The organism is Rhizobium sp. YTUHZ045 (genome assembly GCF_051124255.1).
Classification (GTDB): domain Bacteria; phylum Pseudomonadota; class Alphaproteobacteria; order Rhizobiales; family Rhizobiaceae; genus Rhizobium.
In genome coordinates, this window is sequence record NZ_CP101432.1 from 519,953 (window position 1) to 536,658 (window position 16,706).

A 16,706-nucleotide genomic window follows, 5' to 3' on the forward strand; every position below is an offset into this window, starting at 1 on the left:
CGGATTCTTTCCGTCGAATTTGCGCGCTCGGCCGGAAATCGACTTATCCCTTTGATTTCACAAATTTATTTTCTGGCTGGACAGAAGCCGTCTACGCCTTGACTATACCAAGCCCTAAAACTATGTTGCGCGCGACTTCAGAACGGGCCGGAAGGTTCTCAACCTTCGCGTCCGGGGTCCGAATGACCGGGGTAGCGGGAGTGCGGGCGACGGGCAGGCGAGGAGAGATCCATGGCGGACGACCGCGAGGAAAGTCTTGAGAAGCGCCGTGCGCAGCTGGAAGCGGAACTCGCGACCAAGCGCGTAGAGGCGAAAGTGGAAGAGGCAAGCGAAGCCCGCGCCGAGGAAAGCCGCAAAGGTTATGCCCAGGCGATGAAGCTTTCCAGCGAGTTCATTTCCGCGATCGTCGTCGGCGCCGTCCTTGGCTATCTTCTCGACCGTTTTGTTGGCACGGCGCCTTGGGGGTTGATTGTTCTTCTGCTTCTCGGATTCTGTGCCGGCGTTCTGAACGTGCTGCGTTCTGCGGGGGTGGTGGCCCACCCTCTGGACAAGGACGACAAGAAATAGGGGGCCGGTCCCGGTCCAGTGCAATGACCCCGCGTCCTGCGGGCCAAAGAGAGAGAACAAGCGGTGTCTAACGATCCGACTCATCAGTTCCTGATCCAGAAGATTGTGCCGATCGAAATCGGCGGAATTGATTTTTCGTTCACCAACGCATCGCTCTTCATGGTCGCTTCGGCAGCCGTTGCCGCAGGCTTCCTTTACTTCTCGACCTCGAACCGCGCCATCGTGCCCGGCCGTTCGCAGTCGGTCGCGGAAATGTCCTATGAATTCATCGCCAATATGCTGAAGGAGGGCGCGGGCAAGCAGGGGATGAAGTTCTTCCCGCTGGTCTTTTCGCTCTTCATGTTCGTGCTGACGGCGAACCTGCTCGGCATGTTCCCCTATTTCTTCACGATCACCAGCCAGATCATCGTCACCTTCGCGCTGGCGATTCTCGTCATCAGTACGGTGCTCGCCTACGGTTTCTATAAGCACGGCTTCCACTTCCTGAATGTCTTCGTGCCCTCGGGCGTGCCCGGCATATTGCTGCCGCTGGTCGTCTCGATCGAAATCATTTCCTTCCTGTCCCGTCCGATTTCGCTCTCCGTTCGTCTTTTCGCCAACATGCTCGCCGGTCACATCACGCTGAAGGTGTTCGCAGGCTTCGTCGCCTCGCTTGGAACCCTCGGTGCGGTCGGTGTCGGCGGCGCCGTTCTTCCTCTCATCATGACCGTCGCCCTGACCGGTCTCGAGTTCCTCGTCGCCTTCCTTCAGGCTTACGTCTTCGCGGTGCTGACTTGCATGTACCTCAACGACGCAATCCATCCGGGCGGGCACTAAGGATAACGACAACGACGTCTCCAGGGCGTCAGTCATTCGCCGCAACAACCATTTCAAAGGAGTTCAACATGGAAGCGGAAGCAGCAAAGTTCATCGGTGCAGGCCTGGCTTGCTTTGGTATGGCCGGTACGGCTCTCGGCCTCGGCAATATCTTCGGCAGCTACCTCTCCGGCGCTCTGCGCAATCCGTCTGCTGCTGACAGCCAGTTCGGCCGTCTGGTATTCGGCTTCGCCGTTACGGAAGCTCTGGGCATCTTCTCGCTGCTCGTCGCTCTCCTCCTCCTCTTCGCTGTCTGATATCGGCGAATAGATGGATCACGGCCTGCGACCGCAAGCCGTGATCCTTTGCATTTGCAGTCCACCTGGAGGTGAGCATGTTTTTTGTGACCCCGGCTTACGCTGAAGAAGCACCGGCGGCAGCGACCGGCACGGATGCGCATGCCGCTCCGGCCGCAGGCGAGGTCCATACCGAGACCGGTGTTGCCGAAGGCGAACACGCCCGCGGCCCGTTCCCGCCTTTCGATTCGACGACCTACGCATCCCAGCTGCTCTGGCTGGTGATTACGTTCGGCGTCTTCTACCTCCTTATGCAAAAGGTCATTGCGCCGCGCATCGGGGCCATCCTCGACCAGCGCCACACGCGCATCTCCCAGGACCTGGAAGAAGCAGGCCGCCTGAAGGCGGAAGCCGATGCCGCCGTCGAGACCTATGAAGGTGAACTGGCCGCTGCCCGCGCCAAATCCCACGCGATCGGTTCCGCCGCCCGCGACGCTGCCAAGGTCAAGGCCGAAGAGGATCGCCGCACCGTCGAGGCCAGCCTGTCGGAAAAGATCAAGGCTGCGGAAGCCCGGATCGCCGACATCAAGGCCAAGGCCTTCGCCGACGTCGGCACCATTGCCGAGGAAACGGCAGCCGCCGTCGTCGAACAGCTGATCGGCAGCAGCGCTGCGCAGGCAGATGTCGCCGCCGCCGTCGCGGCCGCCAAGAAGGAGGCTTGATCGATGGAATTTCATTTCGACGCGACTTTCTTCGCCTTTGTCGGCCTCGTCCTCTTTCTGGCGCTGGTCGTCTATCTGAAGGTTCCGGGCATGATGGCACGCTCGCTTGACGACCGCGCCGACCAGATCCGCAATGAATTGGCCGAAGCCAAGCGCCTGCGCGAGGAAGCCCAGCATCTGCTCGCTGAATACCAGCGCAAGCGCAAGGAAGCGGAAGCGGAAGCGGCCCATATCGTTGCCGCCGCTGAGCGCGAAGCCGAGATGCTGACAGCCGAGGCGAAGAAGAAGACGGAAGAATTCGTCGCCAACCGCACGGCGCTCTCGGAGCAGAAGATCAAGCAGGCCGAGGCCGATGCGATGAAGGCGGTGCGTTCCGCCGCCGTCGACCTTGCCATCGCGGCCGCAGAAACGGTGCTCGCCAAGAAGGCCGACGGCAAGGTCCAGTCCGAGCTCTTCGGCAACGCCGTCGGACAGGTCAAGACACGGCTCAACTGAGCAGTATCGACTGGAATAAGGAAAGGCCGGGCATGTCCCGGCCTTTTTCTTTGGTGATAAGGCCTGTTCTTTGCTTGGCCTCGTGCGGAGGCAGTGTAGCGTCCCTGCTCCGGCGTCCGCCCCTCATCCGGCCGCCGCCACCTTCCCCCTCCACTCTGTCCTTTTGCAGCTCGCTCTCGGATGGCCTTACGCTCTCCGTCCCGAGGGAACAGTGGACGTGTCTGCGAGAGCTAGACTAAGAGGGGAACGGAGAGGGTGCGGTATATCCCCTTCTCCCGCATGCGGGGAGAAGGTGGCGGCAGCCGGATGAGGGGCTGATCGCCAGTCCAAAGGCGGAATATGCCGATCTTTTTTCGGCGACTATTCCGAAAGCAGTTCGTCCATCTCAGGCTCGTCGCCGTCCTTCCGCAGTGGCCGAAAGCTCATCCGGTGCAGGGAGCAGGGGCCGTGCTGTTCAATGCCGGCGCGGTGCTGCGCCGTGCCGTAGCCGGCGTGGGCCGCAAAACCGTAATCGGGAAATACATGATGCGCCCGCGCCATCATCCGATCGCGCGTCACCTTGGCGACGATAGAGGCGGCGGCGATAGAAACCGAGCGGGCGTCACCCTTGACCACGGCCTGTCCTGGGCAATCGAGGCCGGGCGGCACATCAAGCCCATCTGTCAGGACGTAGCTTGCGGGAGTGGCGAGGCTGCAGATGGCGCGGCGCATCGCGTCAAGGCTTGCCTTGCGTATGTCCGTTTCGTCGATCCGGGTCGAGCTGGAGGAGGCGATGGAAACCGTCGCCGTCGCCAGGATCTGCGCGAAGAGTTCTTCGCGCCGCTGGGCCGAGAGCTGCTTGGAATCGTTGAGGCCTTCAGGGATGCGCTTCGGATCGAGGATGACCGCAGCGGCCACCACGGGCCCCGCCAGCGGCCCGCGGCCTGCCTCGTCGGCGCCGGCGACCGGCCAGTGGCCGGCCTTGCGGGCTTTGAGCTCGAGCTTGAAATCCGGCACGAGAGGGACCGTGTCGAAAAGCAGGGGAGAATCGGGTGGCGTGCGACGTTTCATGCGGCTGAACCTCGCACGCCAACCCGATTTCCCGCAAGTCCCCGGATCAGGGCGGCGGCCGGGGACGGTCCGGCGGATGGAGGCGGTCAGGGCCATCCGCGGAAATTGCGCTCGGGGCTCGAAAACAGGGCGGATTTTCTGAGCAGCCGATGCGCAAGCTTAAAAAATCAGAGCAGCGACAGCTGTACGCCGCTGCCATCCGGTGGCACGAACAGATCGTCGCGCAAGGGCACGCTGCGGCGTGTCAGCTCGAAGCGTCTCGCCGCCATTTCGAAGCGCCGGGCGATCTGCCAGGCATAGGGACCGGCGCCCTTCATGCGCTTGCCGAATTCGGCGTCGTAATCCTTGCCGCCGCGCATCGAGCGCACCAGCGACATCACGTGCCGGTAACGATCGGGATAGTGCTGCAGCAACCAGTCGCGAAAGAGCGGGCTGACTTCAAGCGGCAGCCTGAGGATGACATAACTCGCCTCGGTCGCGCCGGCAGCCTTCGCCGATTCCAGAATGCGCTCCAATTCGTGGTCGTTCAGCGCCGGGATCAGCGGAGCGGCCATGACGGCAGTCTGGATCCCTGCCTCAGACAGCGCATGAATGGTCTCCAACCGTCGCGGCGGCGTGGCGGCGCGCGGTTCCATCGCCCGGGCAAGCTTGCGGTCGAGCGTGGTGACCGAGATGCCGACGCGCACCAGGTTCTTGCCGGCCATCTCCTGCAGAATGTCGAGATCGCGCAGGATCATCGCCGACTTGGTGACGATCGACACCGGATGGTTCGCCTTGTTCAGCACCTCGAGGATGCCGCGCATAATGCGCCATTCCTTCTCGATCGGTTGATAGGGGTCGGTATTGGTGCCGATCGCGATCACCCTCACCTTGTACCCCGGCTTGGCGAGCTCCCGCTCCAAGAGCTTCGCCGCATCGGGCTTGGCGAAGAGCTTCGTCTCGAAATCGAGCCCCGCCGAAAGCCCCATATAGGCGTGCGTCGGGCGGGCGAAACAATAGATGCAGCCGTGCTCGCAGCCGCGATAGGGATTGATCGAGCGGTCGAAGGAAAGGTCCGGCGATTCATTGCGTGTAATCGCGGTGCGCGGCTTTTCGATCTGAACCTCGGTCTTGAACGGTGGCAGTTCTTCCAGCGTTTGCCAACCGTCGTCGAAGGTCTCCCGCTGCAGCGCTTCGAACCGGCCTGTTGGGTTCAGTCCCGCTCCACGCCCGCGCCGCCGGTCAACCTCGACCCGAAGACCGGAGGACACGATCATCGCATCGGCAATATCTGCCGTATTGGCAGGCGCGAATGCGGCCTGCCCTGCCAGGGACTGCTCTCTCATCGGATTCTCCCGCAGCGGAAAGCCGTTGTCTCCGCCCGTTTGTGATGATTAAATTCCTATCGGTAAAATGAGAACAATGCAAGAACAAAATACGCAAAACGGTGCTGGCAAAAAATTGTGCGGCGCATTATGAATAATCGATGTTGACGGTTGTTCTCGAATGCCAGGATCAGGAATCCGAACTGGCGCAGACCTTATCGGTATTGGTGGCAGGCGCGGTGGAAGGACTCGTCAGCGATGTGATCGTGCTTGATCACGGCTCGCGCGACGGCACCTCGCGGGTCGCCGACGCCGCTGGCTGCCGTTTCCATTCACAGTGGGATATCAAGGACATCGTGCGCTCCGCCCGAGGCGAATGGCTGCTCTTTATCGAGCCGGGCGCCAGGCCGCAGGCCGGCTGGATCGATGAGATCGCCGAATATGTGGCGCTGAATAAGACACCCGCGCGCTTTGCCGCGTCGCGCGGCTATCGACGGCCGTTCTTCCAGCGTGTTGCCCGCGGTCGACCGCCGCTGGAGCTTGGCTTGTTGATGCCGAAGAACCTGGCGCTCGCCGCCGCCAGAAGCGGGATGCCTGTTGCCGACTTCGTCAGAGGCCAGAAACCGCGCAAACTCGCCAGCGAGCTCATTCCTTCCTGGGTCACTCGCGCCGCCCGATAAGCAATTCTGCTCTCCGTCATCCAAAGCTGCCTTCGCGCCTTCGGCTGCCCCTCACCCTAACCCTCTCCCCGTAAACGGGGCGAGGGTACGTGCCGTACGAGAGGTCAGCGGGGAACGGAGAGGTCGCGGCATATCCCCTTCGCCCCGTTTACGGGGAGAAGGTGCCGGCAGGCGGATGAGGGGCGGGCCTCTGGATCTTCGAAGCAATTCTGTACTCCTCCCCTCGTCGCGCAAAGATGGCGTCCAATAGAATTTCGCGCTATAATTCAGACATGGCGCCGCCGAAGCGCCGCGCTTCGCAACGGATGCCGTGGAATGCCGGTGAACGGCAGAACAGGTCGGCGAAAAATCTCCTCTTCTGCCGGGTTTCCGGCGAAAGGAGGTGCGTCATGCCAAGCGGTAGGATTTACCGCATGCGCGGTAGGATCTACGGCGTACGCGGTAGGATCTACGGCCTGCTGGCCGTCATATTGCCGACATTGGTGATCGCGCATCCGAATTCGGCAGCATCGCAGACGATGCTCAGTTGCGCAGGCCGACCCGACGTCGTCAGTTTCCTCGACAGGAATTTCGGTGAGAAGCTCACCGCCGTCGGCCTGATCAACCAAAACGCCGTTCTCGAGGTCTATGCCGCCAAAAGCGGCACCTGGACGCTCGTCGTCACGGATGTCCACGGCATAAGTTGCATTCTGCTGTCGGGTGATAGCTGGGATTCGATGCCGGCTCTGCCGGGCATTGCCACATAACAAAGGCCAGCGCGTCGGCCTCGAAAGTCTAAATCGGGTTTTCGACGGCGCGATCGCGGCACTGTAACGGCAGCGCCAGTCTATTTCTTTGCGCCGCGTTTCAGATGCTCGTCCAGGCGCGGCATGATCTCGACAAAGTTGCAAGGCACGCTCCGATAGTCGAGCTGTGCTTTCAATATGCCGTCCCAGGCGTCCCGGCAGGCTCCGGGCGAGCCGGGCAGGGCGAAGATGAAGGTGGAGTTGGCAACGCCCGCGGTGGCGCGCGACTGGATGGTCGCCGTGCCGATCTTGTCATAGGAGATACGGTGGAAGACAGCGGAAAAGCCATCCATGCGCTTTTCGAACAGCGGCTCCAGCGCCTCGGGCGTCACGTCTCGGCCGGTAAAGCCGGTGCCGCCCGTGGTGATAACGACATCGATCTCATCACGCTCGGTCCAGGCTTTGACCTGAGCGGCGATTTTCTCCCGGTCGTCGGGCACGATCGCCCGCTCGACCAGCCTGTGGCCGGCCTCGGCGATCCGCACCGCCAGCGTATCGCCGGACTTGTCCGTCTCCGGCGTGCGCGTATCCGAGACGGTGAGGACGGCTATGCCGACGGCGATGAAGGGCCGTTTTTCGTCCAAACCTGCCATCACATGCCTCCCGAAACCGTTTCCGTCGCCTGGAAATACCAGTCGGGCTGCGCCTCGTGAAGAGCCGCCGTCGCATCGCGCGCGGCGGCCATATCGGCGAAGATCCCGAAGCAGGTGGCGCCGGAGCCGGACATGCGGGCAAGAAGAGCGCCCTCAGCCTGCAGCATCGCCGAGATCGCCGCGATTTCGGGCACGGCTTGGCGTGCCGGTGGCTCCAGGTCGTTGCGAGCCGCGCCGATCGCCGCAAGCCAGTCTTCGGTGTGTGCGAGCCTCAGGGGTGAATTGTTCTTTGCCGTGAGCCGCCGGAAAACCTCCGGCGTCGAAACCCCCTTCAGCGGGTTGGCCAGCACCATGGCAAAGGCCGGCAGATCGGGCACGGCTTCGATCTCCTCCCCGATGCCGCGGGCAATCAGCGGCCGGCTCTCGAGGCACATGGGCACGTCGGCGCCGAGCTTCAGCGCCAGCGCCGCCAGCGTCTCCACCGGCAATCGCAAGCCCCAGAGGCGCATCAGCCCCCGCAGGGTCGCCGCCGCATCGGCCGAGCCGCCGCCGATGCCGGATGCAACGGGCAGGTTCTTCTGGAGATGGATGTGAACAGGGAAGGCAAGGGCGCCGACAGCCTCGCGCAGGAGATCGCGCGCTCTGATTACAAGGTTGGTGTCGCCGTCGCCGGCAAGCGTCTCTCCGAAGCGGCCCGACAGGGTGAAGGCGTCGGCCTGCGCGGGCAGGAAGCCCAGCCGGTCGCCGCAATCTGCGAAGGTCACCAGCATATCGAGCATGTGATAGCCGTCCGGCCGCTGGCCCGTCACATGCAGGGCGAGATTGATCTTCGCGCGCGCCTCTTCGGTGACGCCGAAAGCGTCGGCCAAGCCCTGCTCAGGCATCGGTCGCGCCCGTCAGGACTTCTTGTCGACCGGCGGCGGCGTGACCGGCGCCGGATCCGGTTGCTTCTTGTCGGCCGCCTTGGCATCGTCGCTAGCGGGCAGGCCGTTTGCGATCTTTTCCTTGATCTTCGGAATTTCGGCCGCTTCAGGCTCGGAGGCGAGCGCCCGGTTCCACTGGTAGACTGCTTCGAGCTTGCGCCCGACCCGCCAGTAGGCATCGCCGAGATGGTCGTTGATCGTCGCGTCGCCGGCCTTGATCTGCGCAGCCCGCTCCAGCTCGTCGACGGCGTCGTCGAAGCGGTTAAGGCGGAAATAGGCCCAGCCGAGCGAATCGATGATGTAGCCGTCGTCAGGGCGAAGATCGACAGCCTTCTTGATCATGGCGAGGCCTTCGTCGAGATTCCGGTTCATGTCGATCCAGGAATAGCCGAGATAGTTCAGCACCTGCGGCTGGTCGGGGTTGAGCTCCAGGGCTTTTCGGAAATTCGGTTCGGCCTGGTCCCACTTCTTCAGCCGCTCATAGGCAATGCCGCGCTGGAAGAAGACGCTCCAGTTGGCGCGGCCGGGGATTGGGCCGATCACTTCGACCGCCTTGTCGTAATTGGCGGCCATCGCCTCGTAGTCCTTGGCGTCGGAGAGCACGCTGCCATAGGCGAGGTAGCTGCGGATATCCTTCGGATCGGAGGCGATCAGCGCCTGCAGGTGCTTGCGCGCCTCGTCGACCTTGCCGCCCTGGGCAAGGGCGAGGCCGAGTTGAAGCTCGGAGATGCGCCGCATCGGCGAATCTTCCGGCACCTTCTTATAGAGGGAGATGGCGCGGTCCATCTGGTTCTGCTTTTCGGCGATGCCGCCGAGCAGCACCAGTGTATCGGCGCTGTTGGGGTCGAGCGCCTTCGCGGTCTGCAGGTAGAGAGAGACGATATCCTCGGCGCCATCGCGGTTCAGAGCACCGCCGACGGAGAAGAGCACGCCGGCGGCGCCTTCTTCGGCCGTCTTGACCTGCTGCTCCTGCTTCTCGCCCTTCTCGATGCTGTCGCGCAGCGCATTCAGCGGCGCGTAGTTCGGCAGCAGATTATCGCCGACGGAAACCGCATCGAGCGCCTTCTGCTTATTGCCCTGCGCCGCCTCCAGGCGGGCAAGCGCCATCACCGCGCGCATGAAGGTGTCGGGCGCCGTCGCCCCGCCTTCCTTGTCGAGCACGGCGTCGTTGAGATGCTGGCGGGCCGACTTCACATCGCCGGTAACGACGGCGATCGCGCCGGCATTGTAGTTCTGAAAGATGCGGAACCAGTCCGGCCCCTTCATCTTCTCGACCATGGCGAGCGCTTCCTTGCCGCGGCCGGCGCCGACGCGGGCCCAGGCGAGCAGCAGGTCGTTCATCATCCGGTCGAGATCGTTCGGACCCTTATATTTCAGGATCGACTCGGCTGTCTTGTAGTCGTCGCGGCGCACGGCATCCATGGCGCGCACGATCGTGGTGATACGCTCGACCGAAGGATCGCTCTTCAGATCATTGGCGTATTTGACGCCTTCCTTGATGTCGCCGTTGAGCAGCAGCGAGATCATCAGCCGCTGACGGATCTCGGGATTGCCGGGTTCGATCTGCAGCGCCTTCTTGTAGAGCGCGATCGCGGTCTCGTAATCGTGATCGACATCGGCTGTGCGCGCGGCGAGGAAGGCGCCTGAGAACGTGGTGACGTTATCGGCATCGAAGAAGCTCTCGGCTTTGCCGGCATCGCCCGCCTTGGCCGCATCTTCGGCACTCACGCCGGCGACGCCGCCAAGCGAAAGGACAGCCGCCAGCGCTGCGCTCGTAAGGAGACGGATGGCAATTCTCTGCCGCATTAGAAAACCTTTCTTCGAGAGCGTCCGGCCGCTGCCGGTCGCAAATCAGTCGTCATCACTGAGTCATAACAGGATGGCTTTTTTGGAGCGGCGCTGCAAGAAAATCAGCCTCGATCGCGGCGTTCGATCAATTGACGCGCTCGATGCAGAAGTCGATCACTTCCATCAGAGCGGATTTCCATACCGTATCGGGTAGCGGCGCCAGCGCGTCCCGCGCGATCGTGCCGTAATGGACCGCCCGGCCGATCGTGTCGCTCAGCGTGCCGTATTTGGTGATCAGCCCGAGCGCTTTTTCCAGGTTGGCGTCGCTGCTGTTGCCGGCCTCGATCGCATCACGCCAGAAGGCGCGCTCCTCCGCAGTGCCGCGGCGATAGGCGAGGATGACGGGCAGCGTGATCTTGCCTTCGCGGAAATCGTCACCGACATTCTTGCCGAGATCGGCGGCCTTGCCGCCATAGTCGAGCGCGTCGTCGACGAGCTGAAAGGCGAGGCCGAGATTCATGCCGTAGGATTTCAGCGCATTGCGGCCGGAGCGGCCGGCATCGGCAACGATCGGCCCGACTTCGGCGGCAGCCGCAAAGAGAGCCGCCGTCTTGGCGCGGATGACGGAGAGATAATCGTCCTCCGTCGTCTCCATGTTCTTGGCGACGGAAAGCTGCAGCACTTCACCTTCGGCAATCACGCAGGCCGCGGAAGACAGGACGTCGAGCGCATCGAGCGAGCCGACATCGACCATCATGCGGAAGGCCTGGCCGAGCAGGAAGTCGCCGACCAGCACGCTTGCCTGGTTGCCCCAGATCATCCGCGCAGTCGATTTGCCGCGGCGCAGGTCGCTTTCGTCGACGACGTCGTCATGCAGCAGCGTTGCCGTATGCATGAATTCGACCGAGGTGGCGAGCTTGATGTGGTTTTCGCCGCGATAGTCGAACAGCGAGGCGGCCGCCAGCGTCAGCATCGGCCGCAGCCGCTTGCCGCCTGATGAGATCAGATGGTTCGCCACTTCGGGGATCATCTGCACGTCGGAGCCGGCCTTGGACAGAATGAGCTGGTTCACCCGCTCCATGTCAGCCCGGGTGAGATCGACCAGCGGCTTGATGGATGCCAGTTTGTTTTTGCTTTCTTCAAGCGGTATGACCACGCCCAACGACCCGGACTCCTGTTCACTCATTGCATCTGACAATAGAAAGGGGCGATGGACGCGGCAAGGGGTGAATTGTCGCGCCAGCCGAAATTGGAAGGAAAAAGACGGCAAATGCATGAACTTATCCGCGCCAACGATCCCGTTCTGCTCTCCTTCGCCGAGAGCCTGATGAAGGATGCCGGAATTCACTGCTTCATCGCCGATCAGGGCATGAGCGTGCTGGAAGGCTCGCTCGGCATGCTGCCGCGCCGCCTGCTGGTGGATGAGGACATGGCCGACCGGGCCCGCCGCATTCTGATCGATGCCGGCCTCGGCGGCGAGCTGCGCGACAGGACGTGAGCGGACGATGACCGGCGGACCGGCTGAAACCATCGATGCCTTCCATCGCGGCGCCTTTCATCTGGTGCAGCCGAAGGGCAGGGGTCATCGCGCCGGCATGGATGCGATGCTGCTGGCCGCCCTCGTCGCCGACGATCGCGCGATCAGGGTGGCCGATCTCGGCGCCGGCGCCGGTGCCGCCGGCCTTGCCGTCGCCTCGCGCCTTCCCAAGGCGCAAGTGGTGCTCTTCGAACGCTCTGCCGAGATGGCCGAATATGCCCGCCGCAGCATCCTGTTGCCGGAAAACGCCCATCTCGCCGCCCGCCTCAGTGTCGTCGAGGCCGATGTAGCGCTGACCGCCAAGGCGCGCAACGATGCCGGCCTTGCCGATGAAAGCTTCCATCACGTGATCATGAACCCGCCCTTCAACGATGCCGGCGACCGGCGCACGCCCGATGCGCTGAAGGCCGAAGCTCATGCGATGACCGACGGTCTGTTCGAAAGCTGGATCCGCACGGCCGGCGCCATCATGATCCCGGGCGGGCAATTGTCGCTGATCGCCAGACCCCAGTCGATAGCAGAGATCATCGATGCCTGCGGCCGCCGCTTTGGCGGCATCGAGGTGACGGCCATCCATCCGCGCCCCGGGGAAAATGCCGTCCGTATCCTGGTGACCGCCATCAAGGGCTCACGGGCGCGGCTGTCGCTGCGCGCGGCCCTCATCATGCACGAAGAGGGAAGCCACAAATTCTCCCCTCTGGTCGACGATTTCAACAATGGCCGGGCGGCCCATTCCAGGCTTCGAACCTCTAGCCGGTGACGAAGTCGAAGAGCAGCTTGACGTTCAGCCCAGCGATCACGACCGCAATCACATAGGCGATGCCGCTCAGCCAGCGCGGCGCCACGAGTTCGCCCATCTTGGCCCGGCTGGCGGTGAACATCACCAGCGGGAAGACGGCGAAGGAAAGCTGCAGGCTGAGCACGACCTGCGTGAGGATCAGCAGTTCAGCCGTGCCCTGGTTGCCGTACCAGATGGTGACGACCGCCGCCGGCACGATGGCGATAGCGCGGGTGATCAGCCGGCGCACCCAGGGTTTCAGCCGGATCTTGAGGAAGCCTTCCATGACGATCTGGCCGGCAAGCGTCGCCGTCACCGTCGAGTTGAGGCCGCAGCAGAGAAGCGCGATGCCGAAGAGCGTCGGGGCGATGGCGAGGCCAAGCAGCGGCGACAGCAGCGCATAGGCGTTGCCGAGCTCGACGACATCGGTCTTGCCATTGGCATTGAAGGCGGCGGCTGCAAGGATCAGGATCGAGGCATTGATCAGCAGCGCGAAACAGAGCGCGACGGTGGAGTCGATCGTCGCATAGGTCAGCGCCTCCTTCTTCTCAGGAATCGTGTGACCATAGGCCCGCGTCTGCACGATGCCGGAGTGCAGATAGAGATTGTGCGGCATGACGGTCGCACCGAGGATGCCGAGCGCCAGATAGAGCATTTCCGGGTTGGTGACGATCTCGGTCGTCGGGAAGAAGCCGGCGATGACGGCGCCCCATTGCGGATCGGCAAGAAAGATCTGCACGCCGAAGCAGAGCGCGATTACCCCAAGCAACGCGATGATGAAGGCTTCCACCCAGCGGAAGCCGAGCCTCTGCAGGAAGAGGATCAGAAAGACATCGAGGGCGGTGATGAGAACGCCGAGCTCAAGCGGAATGCCGAACAGCAGATTGAGACCGATTGCCGTGCCGATCACCTCGGCAATGTCGGTCGCGATGATGGCGATTTCCGCAAAGGCCCAGAGCGGCACTGAAACCCATTTGGGGAAGGCGTCGCGGCAGGCCTGCGCGAGGTCGCGGCCGGAGGCGATCGCCAGGCGCGCGCAGAGTGATTGCAGCACGATTGCCATCAGGTTGGAAAGCAGTGCGACGGTGAGCAGTGCATAGCCGAATTTCGAACCGCCGGCGAGCGAGGTCGCCCAGTTGCCCGGGTCCATGTAGCCGACTGCGACCATGTAGCCCGGCCCGGCAAAGGCTGCCGCCCGTCGCCACATCGAGCTGTGACGCCCCGTTCCGACAGTGCGGTAGACATCCGACAGCGACGCCTCGCCGCGTTCGTGCCGCCAGCCGCTGTTTGCATTGGGATTGAGAGCGTCCATGCCATTTCCACCTAGTTATCGTCCGTGCACTATGACCGATTAGAATGATAATGCAAGTCATTCGCAACAAGAAAATCAATCCGGTGTTTTTCAGGAACGCGGCCATTGCGTTTGTCGTTCCAGCGCATACATGGATGCGATTGCGAAATGACGATCGTGCGACCCGAAGCGAAGGATGGGAAATGGCCGGATTCTTGAGAAAGCTGCTGCCGAAACGGTTCCGCAAAGAGGGCCTCACCATTCCCGTCGTCAGGCTGCAGGGCGCGATCATCAGCGGCGGCGGTCAGTTCCGCCCCACCCTCAATCTCGCCAATGTCGCCCCCGTCCTGGAAAAGGCCTTCGCCATGAAGGAGGCGCCGGCCGTTGCCATAACAATCAATTCGCCGGGCGGCTCGCCGGTCCAGTCCCGACTGATCTTCACCCGCATCCGCGAGCTCGCCCGGGAAAAGCAGAAGAAGGTGCTGGTCTTCGTCGAGGATGTCGCCGCTTCCGGCGGTTACATGATCGCGCTTGCCGGCGACGAGATCATCGCCGACGCCACCTCGATAGTCGGCTCGATCGGCGTCGTCTCCGGCGGTTTCGGCTTTCCCGAACTCCTGAAGAAGATCGGCGTCGAGCGCCGCGTCTATACGGCCGGCGAAAACAAGGTGATCCTCGATCCGTTCCAGCCGGAAAAGGAAAAGGATATCGAGTACCTCAAGAGCCTGCAGCTCGAAATCCACCAGGTCTTCATCGCAATGGTGCGCGAGCGCCGCGCCGGCAAGCTGACGGATGATGCGACGGTGTTTTCCGGCTTGTTCTGGAGCGGCACCCGCGGCCTCGAGCTTGGCCTCATCGATGGCCTCGGCGACATGCGCCAGGAATTGAAGCGGCGCTACGGCCAGAAGACGCGGCTGGAACTCGTCACCGCCGGCCGCGGCCTCTTCGGCCGTCGCATTCCCGGCGTATCGCCTGTTACACTCGAAGGCGCGGGGGCAGGTCTCGCAACAGGACTTGTCGAAGCGGCGGAAGAGAGAGCATTGTGGAGCCGCTTCGGGCTTTGAGAGGAGCAAGAGAGGGGCATGGCACAGCTTATCACGATCCTGGTCCTGGTGTTCTCAGCCTGGTGGCTCTACCGCCGCTTCGTCTCCGATGCCCGCAAGCTCACCGAAAAATCGCGCCGCGCCGAAAAGGAACGCCAGACCGGCGCGATCGGCACGCTGGTCAAGGACCCCGTGACCGGGGAGTACCGGCTGAAGCGGGATGAGGAATAACAGGAGTAGTGGCTGCGTCGGCCCCTCATCCGCCTGCCGGCACCTTCTCCCCGCCTGCGGGGCGAAGGGACCGTGCCGCACCCTCTCCGTTCCTCACTAACCTTTCGCAGGGCACGTCCCCTCGCCCCGTTTACGGGGAGAGGGTTAGGGTGAGGGGCAGCTTTTGGTCTTCTTCCATATCAGCATCTGACAGCCGCCTGACGCCGCAAAACCCTTGACCCCTGCCGCCCTCCATGGCACCTGTCGCGCCGATAATTCCCAAGCCAGCGGTGCCATCCCATGTCAGCTCCCCCAGACCATATGAACCCGAAGCGCTCCTTTCAGGCGCTGATCCTGACCCTGCATAGCTACTGGGCGGACAAGGGGTGCGCGGTGCTGCAGCCCTACGACATGGAGGTCGGTGCCGGCACCTTCCACCCGGCAACGACCTTGCGCGCCCTCGGCCCCAAGCCGTGGAAAGCGGCTTACGTCCAGCCCTCCCGGCGCCCGTCGGATGGCCGCTATGGCGAAAACCCGAACCGGCTGCAGCATTATTACCAGTATCAGGTCATCCTGAAGCCGAATCCGCCCAATCTGCAGGAACTCTATCTCGGTTCGCTCGCGGCGATCGGCCTCGATCCGCTGCTGCACGACATCCGTTTCGTCGAGGACGATTGGGAAAGCCCGACGCTCGGCGCCTGGGGCCTCGGCTGGGAATGCTGGTGCGACGGCATGGAAGTCTCGCAATTCACCTATTTCCAGCAGGTCTGCGGCATCGAATGCGCGCCGGTCGCAGGCGAACTGACCTACGGTCTCGAGCGCCTCGCCATGTATGTCCAGGGCGTTGACAATGTCTACGACCTCAATTTCAACGGCCGCGAAGGCGACGAGAAGATCAGCTATGGCGACGTCTTCCTGCAGGCCGAGCAGGAATATTCGCGTCACAATTTCGAATTCGCCAATACCGAAATGCTGCATCGCCATTTCATCGATGCCGAGAAGGAATGCCGGGCGCTGCTCGATGCCGGCGCGCCGGGCCAAAGCGACAATCAGCGCCTGCACAAATGCGTCTTCCCGGCCTATGACCAGTGCATCAAGGCCAGCCACGTCTTCAACCTGCTCGACGCACGCGGCGTCATCTCGGTTACCGAGCGCCAGAGCTACATCCTGCGGGTGCGCACGCTCGCCAAGGCCTGCGGCGAAGCCTTCCTGCTGACCGACGCCGGCGGCGTCAACCTGTCGAAAGAGGCGGCATGACGCAAAAGCCTGCCGGCCGTATCGTCCATATCAACGGCTGGCCAGGCACCGGGAAGCTGACCATCGGCCGCCTGCTGGCGAAAAGAATCGGCGCGCGGCTTATCGACAATCACACGCTGCTTAATCCAGCCGAAGCGCTTTTCGCCCGCAGCAACCCTCTGCATCTATCTCTGCGTGAGCAGATTCGGCGAGCTTTTTTCGACCATGCCGTGCGCGCTGATCCGGCTGAAAGTTTCGTCTTTACCGATGCTCTTGCCGATGACGAGCATGATAGTGCGATGTTCTCCTGGTATCGCGATCTGGCTGCCGCCAGAGGCGCGGATCTGGTCGCGGTTCTCCTCGATTGCGCGCCGGAGGAGAATGCCAGGCGCCTCATCTCTCCCGGCCGATCCGAGGCGCTCAAGCTGACGGATACGGTGAAGCTGCAACAGCTCCGGGCAAACTATAAACTGTTGCGCGGACTGGCTGAACACACAGTCGAAATTGATACGACGGACCTTTCGCCCGAGCAGACGGCGGCTCGAATTCTCACGCATATCGGCGTTTGACGACAGCGGAGAATGCCGGCGGCCTCAACTGACGAGCGAGGCGG

General features: G+C 62.7%; 20 protein-coding genes. 13 read left to right on the plus strand and 7 right to left on the minus strand.

All coding sequences use genetic code 11. The annotated features are described in order from the left end of the window. The first annotated feature begins 231 nt into the window (after positions 1-231). From NMA58_RS02545 to NMA58_RS02565, 5 genes are all read left to right on the plus strand, one after another. Complete coding sequence (locus NMA58_RS02545) at positions 232-567, plus strand: AtpZ/AtpI family protein (RefSeq protein ID WP_085777140.1); 336 nt, start codon at positions 232-234, stop codon at positions 565-567. A 63-nt stretch (positions 568-630) separates the two neighbouring features. Beyond that, positions 631-1,383: a F0F1 ATP synthase subunit A gene (locus NMA58_RS02550; protein WP_434712177.1), complete on the plus strand. Its 753-nt coding sequence runs from the start codon at positions 631-633 to the stop codon at positions 1,381-1,383. A 68-nt stretch (positions 1,384-1,451) separates the two neighbouring features. Further along, positions 1,452-1,679 carry a F0F1 ATP synthase subunit C gene (locus tag NMA58_RS02555; RefSeq protein WP_003588243.1) on the plus strand — a complete coding sequence of 76 codons (228 nt, stop codon included), beginning with the start codon at positions 1,452-1,454 and terminating at the stop codon, positions 1,677-1,679. Between the two features lie 77 nt (positions 1,680-1,756). Next, entirely contained in the window at positions 1,757-2,380 is a 624-nt protein-coding gene (locus NMA58_RS02560; RefSeq protein WP_085777142.1) for a F0F1 ATP synthase subunit B, read from the plus strand. Positions 2,381-2,383: 3 nt separating this feature from the next. After that, the gene (locus NMA58_RS02565) at positions 2,384-2,875 is read left to right on the plus strand and encodes a F0F1 ATP synthase subunit B (protein WP_085777143.1); all 492 of its coding nucleotides are present in this window, start codon (positions 2,384-2,386) and stop codon (positions 2,873-2,875) included. Positions 2,876-3,235: 360 nt separating this feature from the next. Here NMA58_RS02565 and NMA58_RS02570 read toward each other — a convergent pair whose 3' ends face one another. Further along, on the minus strand, positions 3,236-3,925 hold the full coding sequence (locus NMA58_RS02570) for a ribonuclease HII (RefSeq protein WP_434712178.1): 690 nt from the start codon (positions 3,923-3,925) through the stop codon (positions 3,236-3,238). A 167-nt stretch (positions 3,926-4,092) separates the two neighbouring features. Next, on the minus strand, positions 4,093-5,250 hold the full coding sequence (locus NMA58_RS02575) for a PA0069 family radical SAM protein (protein WP_097597767.1): 1,158 nt from the start codon (positions 5,248-5,250) through the stop codon (positions 4,093-4,095). Positions 5,251-5,390: 140 nt separating this feature from the next. Here NMA58_RS02575 and NMA58_RS02580 point away from each other — a divergent pair, with 140 nt between their 5' ends. Both NMA58_RS02580 and NMA58_RS02585 read left to right on the plus strand, forming a co-directional pair. Further along, positions 5,391-5,909: a glycosyltransferase family 2 protein gene (locus tag NMA58_RS02580; RefSeq protein ID WP_434712179.1), complete on the plus strand. Its 519-nt coding sequence runs from the start codon at positions 5,391-5,393 to the stop codon at positions 5,907-5,909. A 389-nt stretch (positions 5,910-6,298) separates the two neighbouring features. Next, positions 6,299-6,655: a hypothetical protein gene (locus tag NMA58_RS02585; protein WP_434712181.1), complete on the plus strand. Its 357-nt coding sequence runs from the start codon at positions 6,299-6,301 to the stop codon at positions 6,653-6,655. 80 nt (positions 6,656-6,735) lie between these two features. Here NMA58_RS02585 and moaB read toward each other — a convergent pair whose 3' ends face one another. From moaB to NMA58_RS02605, 4 genes are all read right to left on the minus strand, one after another. Continuing rightward, positions 6,736-7,287 (minus strand): molybdenum cofactor biosynthesis protein B, encoded by a 552-nt coding sequence (gene moaB, locus NMA58_RS02590; protein ID WP_097597764.1) that lies wholly within the window; start codon positions 7,285-7,287, stop codon positions 6,736-6,738. Beyond that, positions 7,287-8,171, minus strand: a complete 885-nt coding sequence (locus NMA58_RS02595; RefSeq protein WP_434712182.1) for a 4-(cytidine 5'-diphospho)-2-C-methyl-D-erythritol kinase — start codon at positions 8,169-8,171, stop codon at positions 7,287-7,289. Before NMA58_RS02595 ends, moaB begins: the two co-directional genes overlap by 1 nt. A 12-nt stretch (positions 8,172-8,183) precedes the next feature. Continuing rightward, complete coding sequence (locus NMA58_RS02600; RefSeq protein ID WP_285194731.1) at positions 8,184-10,016, minus strand: tetratricopeptide repeat protein; 1,833 nt, start codon at positions 10,014-10,016, stop codon at positions 8,184-8,186. Positions 10,017-10,143: 127 nt separating this feature from the next. Next, a complete protein-coding gene (locus tag NMA58_RS02605) occupies positions 10,144-11,160 on the minus strand; it encodes a polyprenyl synthetase family protein (protein WP_434712183.1) in 1,017 nt (338 codons plus the stop codon). A 108-nt stretch (positions 11,161-11,268) separates the two neighbouring features. Here NMA58_RS02605 and NMA58_RS02610 point away from each other — a divergent pair, with 108 nt between their 5' ends. Beyond that, positions 11,269-11,496: a DUF2007 domain-containing protein gene (locus NMA58_RS02610; RefSeq protein WP_085777151.1), complete on the plus strand. Its 228-nt coding sequence runs from the start codon at positions 11,269-11,271 to the stop codon at positions 11,494-11,496. Between the two features lie 7 nt (positions 11,497-11,503). Further along, positions 11,504-12,295, plus strand: a complete 792-nt coding sequence (locus NMA58_RS02615) for a tRNA1(Val) (adenine(37)-N6)-methyltransferase (protein ID WP_434712185.1) — start codon at positions 11,504-11,506, stop codon at positions 12,293-12,295. On the opposite strand, the gene NMA58_RS02620 is transcribed toward NMA58_RS02615, so the two are convergent. Next, complete coding sequence (locus NMA58_RS02620; RefSeq protein WP_434712186.1) at positions 12,285-13,625, minus strand: Nramp family divalent metal transporter; 1,341 nt, start codon at positions 13,623-13,625, stop codon at positions 12,285-12,287. The two genes, NMA58_RS02615 and NMA58_RS02620, sit on opposite strands and share 11 nt — an antisense overlap. A gap of 182 nt (positions 13,626-13,807) precedes the next feature. On the opposite strand from NMA58_RS02620, the gene NMA58_RS02625 reads away from it, so the two are divergent. The 4 genes from NMA58_RS02625 (at position 13,808) to NMA58_RS02640 (ending at position 16,662) form a co-directional block, all read left to right on the plus strand. Beyond that, positions 13,808-14,668: a S49 family peptidase gene (locus tag NMA58_RS02625; protein ID WP_221138976.1), complete on the plus strand. Its 861-nt coding sequence runs from the start codon at positions 13,808-13,810 to the stop codon at positions 14,666-14,668. 18 nt (positions 14,669-14,686) lie between these two features. Then, complete coding sequence (locus NMA58_RS02630) at positions 14,687-14,878, plus strand: hypothetical protein (RefSeq protein ID WP_097663697.1); 192 nt, start codon at positions 14,687-14,689, stop codon at positions 14,876-14,878. 279 nt (positions 14,879-15,157) lie between these two features. Then, a complete protein-coding gene (locus NMA58_RS02635; RefSeq protein WP_434712187.1) occupies positions 15,158-16,114 on the plus strand; it encodes a glycine--tRNA ligase subunit alpha in 957 nt (318 codons plus the stop codon). Further along, complete coding sequence (locus tag NMA58_RS02640) at positions 16,111-16,662, plus strand: AAA family ATPase (RefSeq protein ID WP_430957120.1); 552 nt, start codon at positions 16,111-16,113, stop codon at positions 16,660-16,662. Before NMA58_RS02635 ends, NMA58_RS02640 begins: the two co-directional genes overlap by 4 nt. Positions 16,663-16,706: the final 44 nt, after the last annotated feature.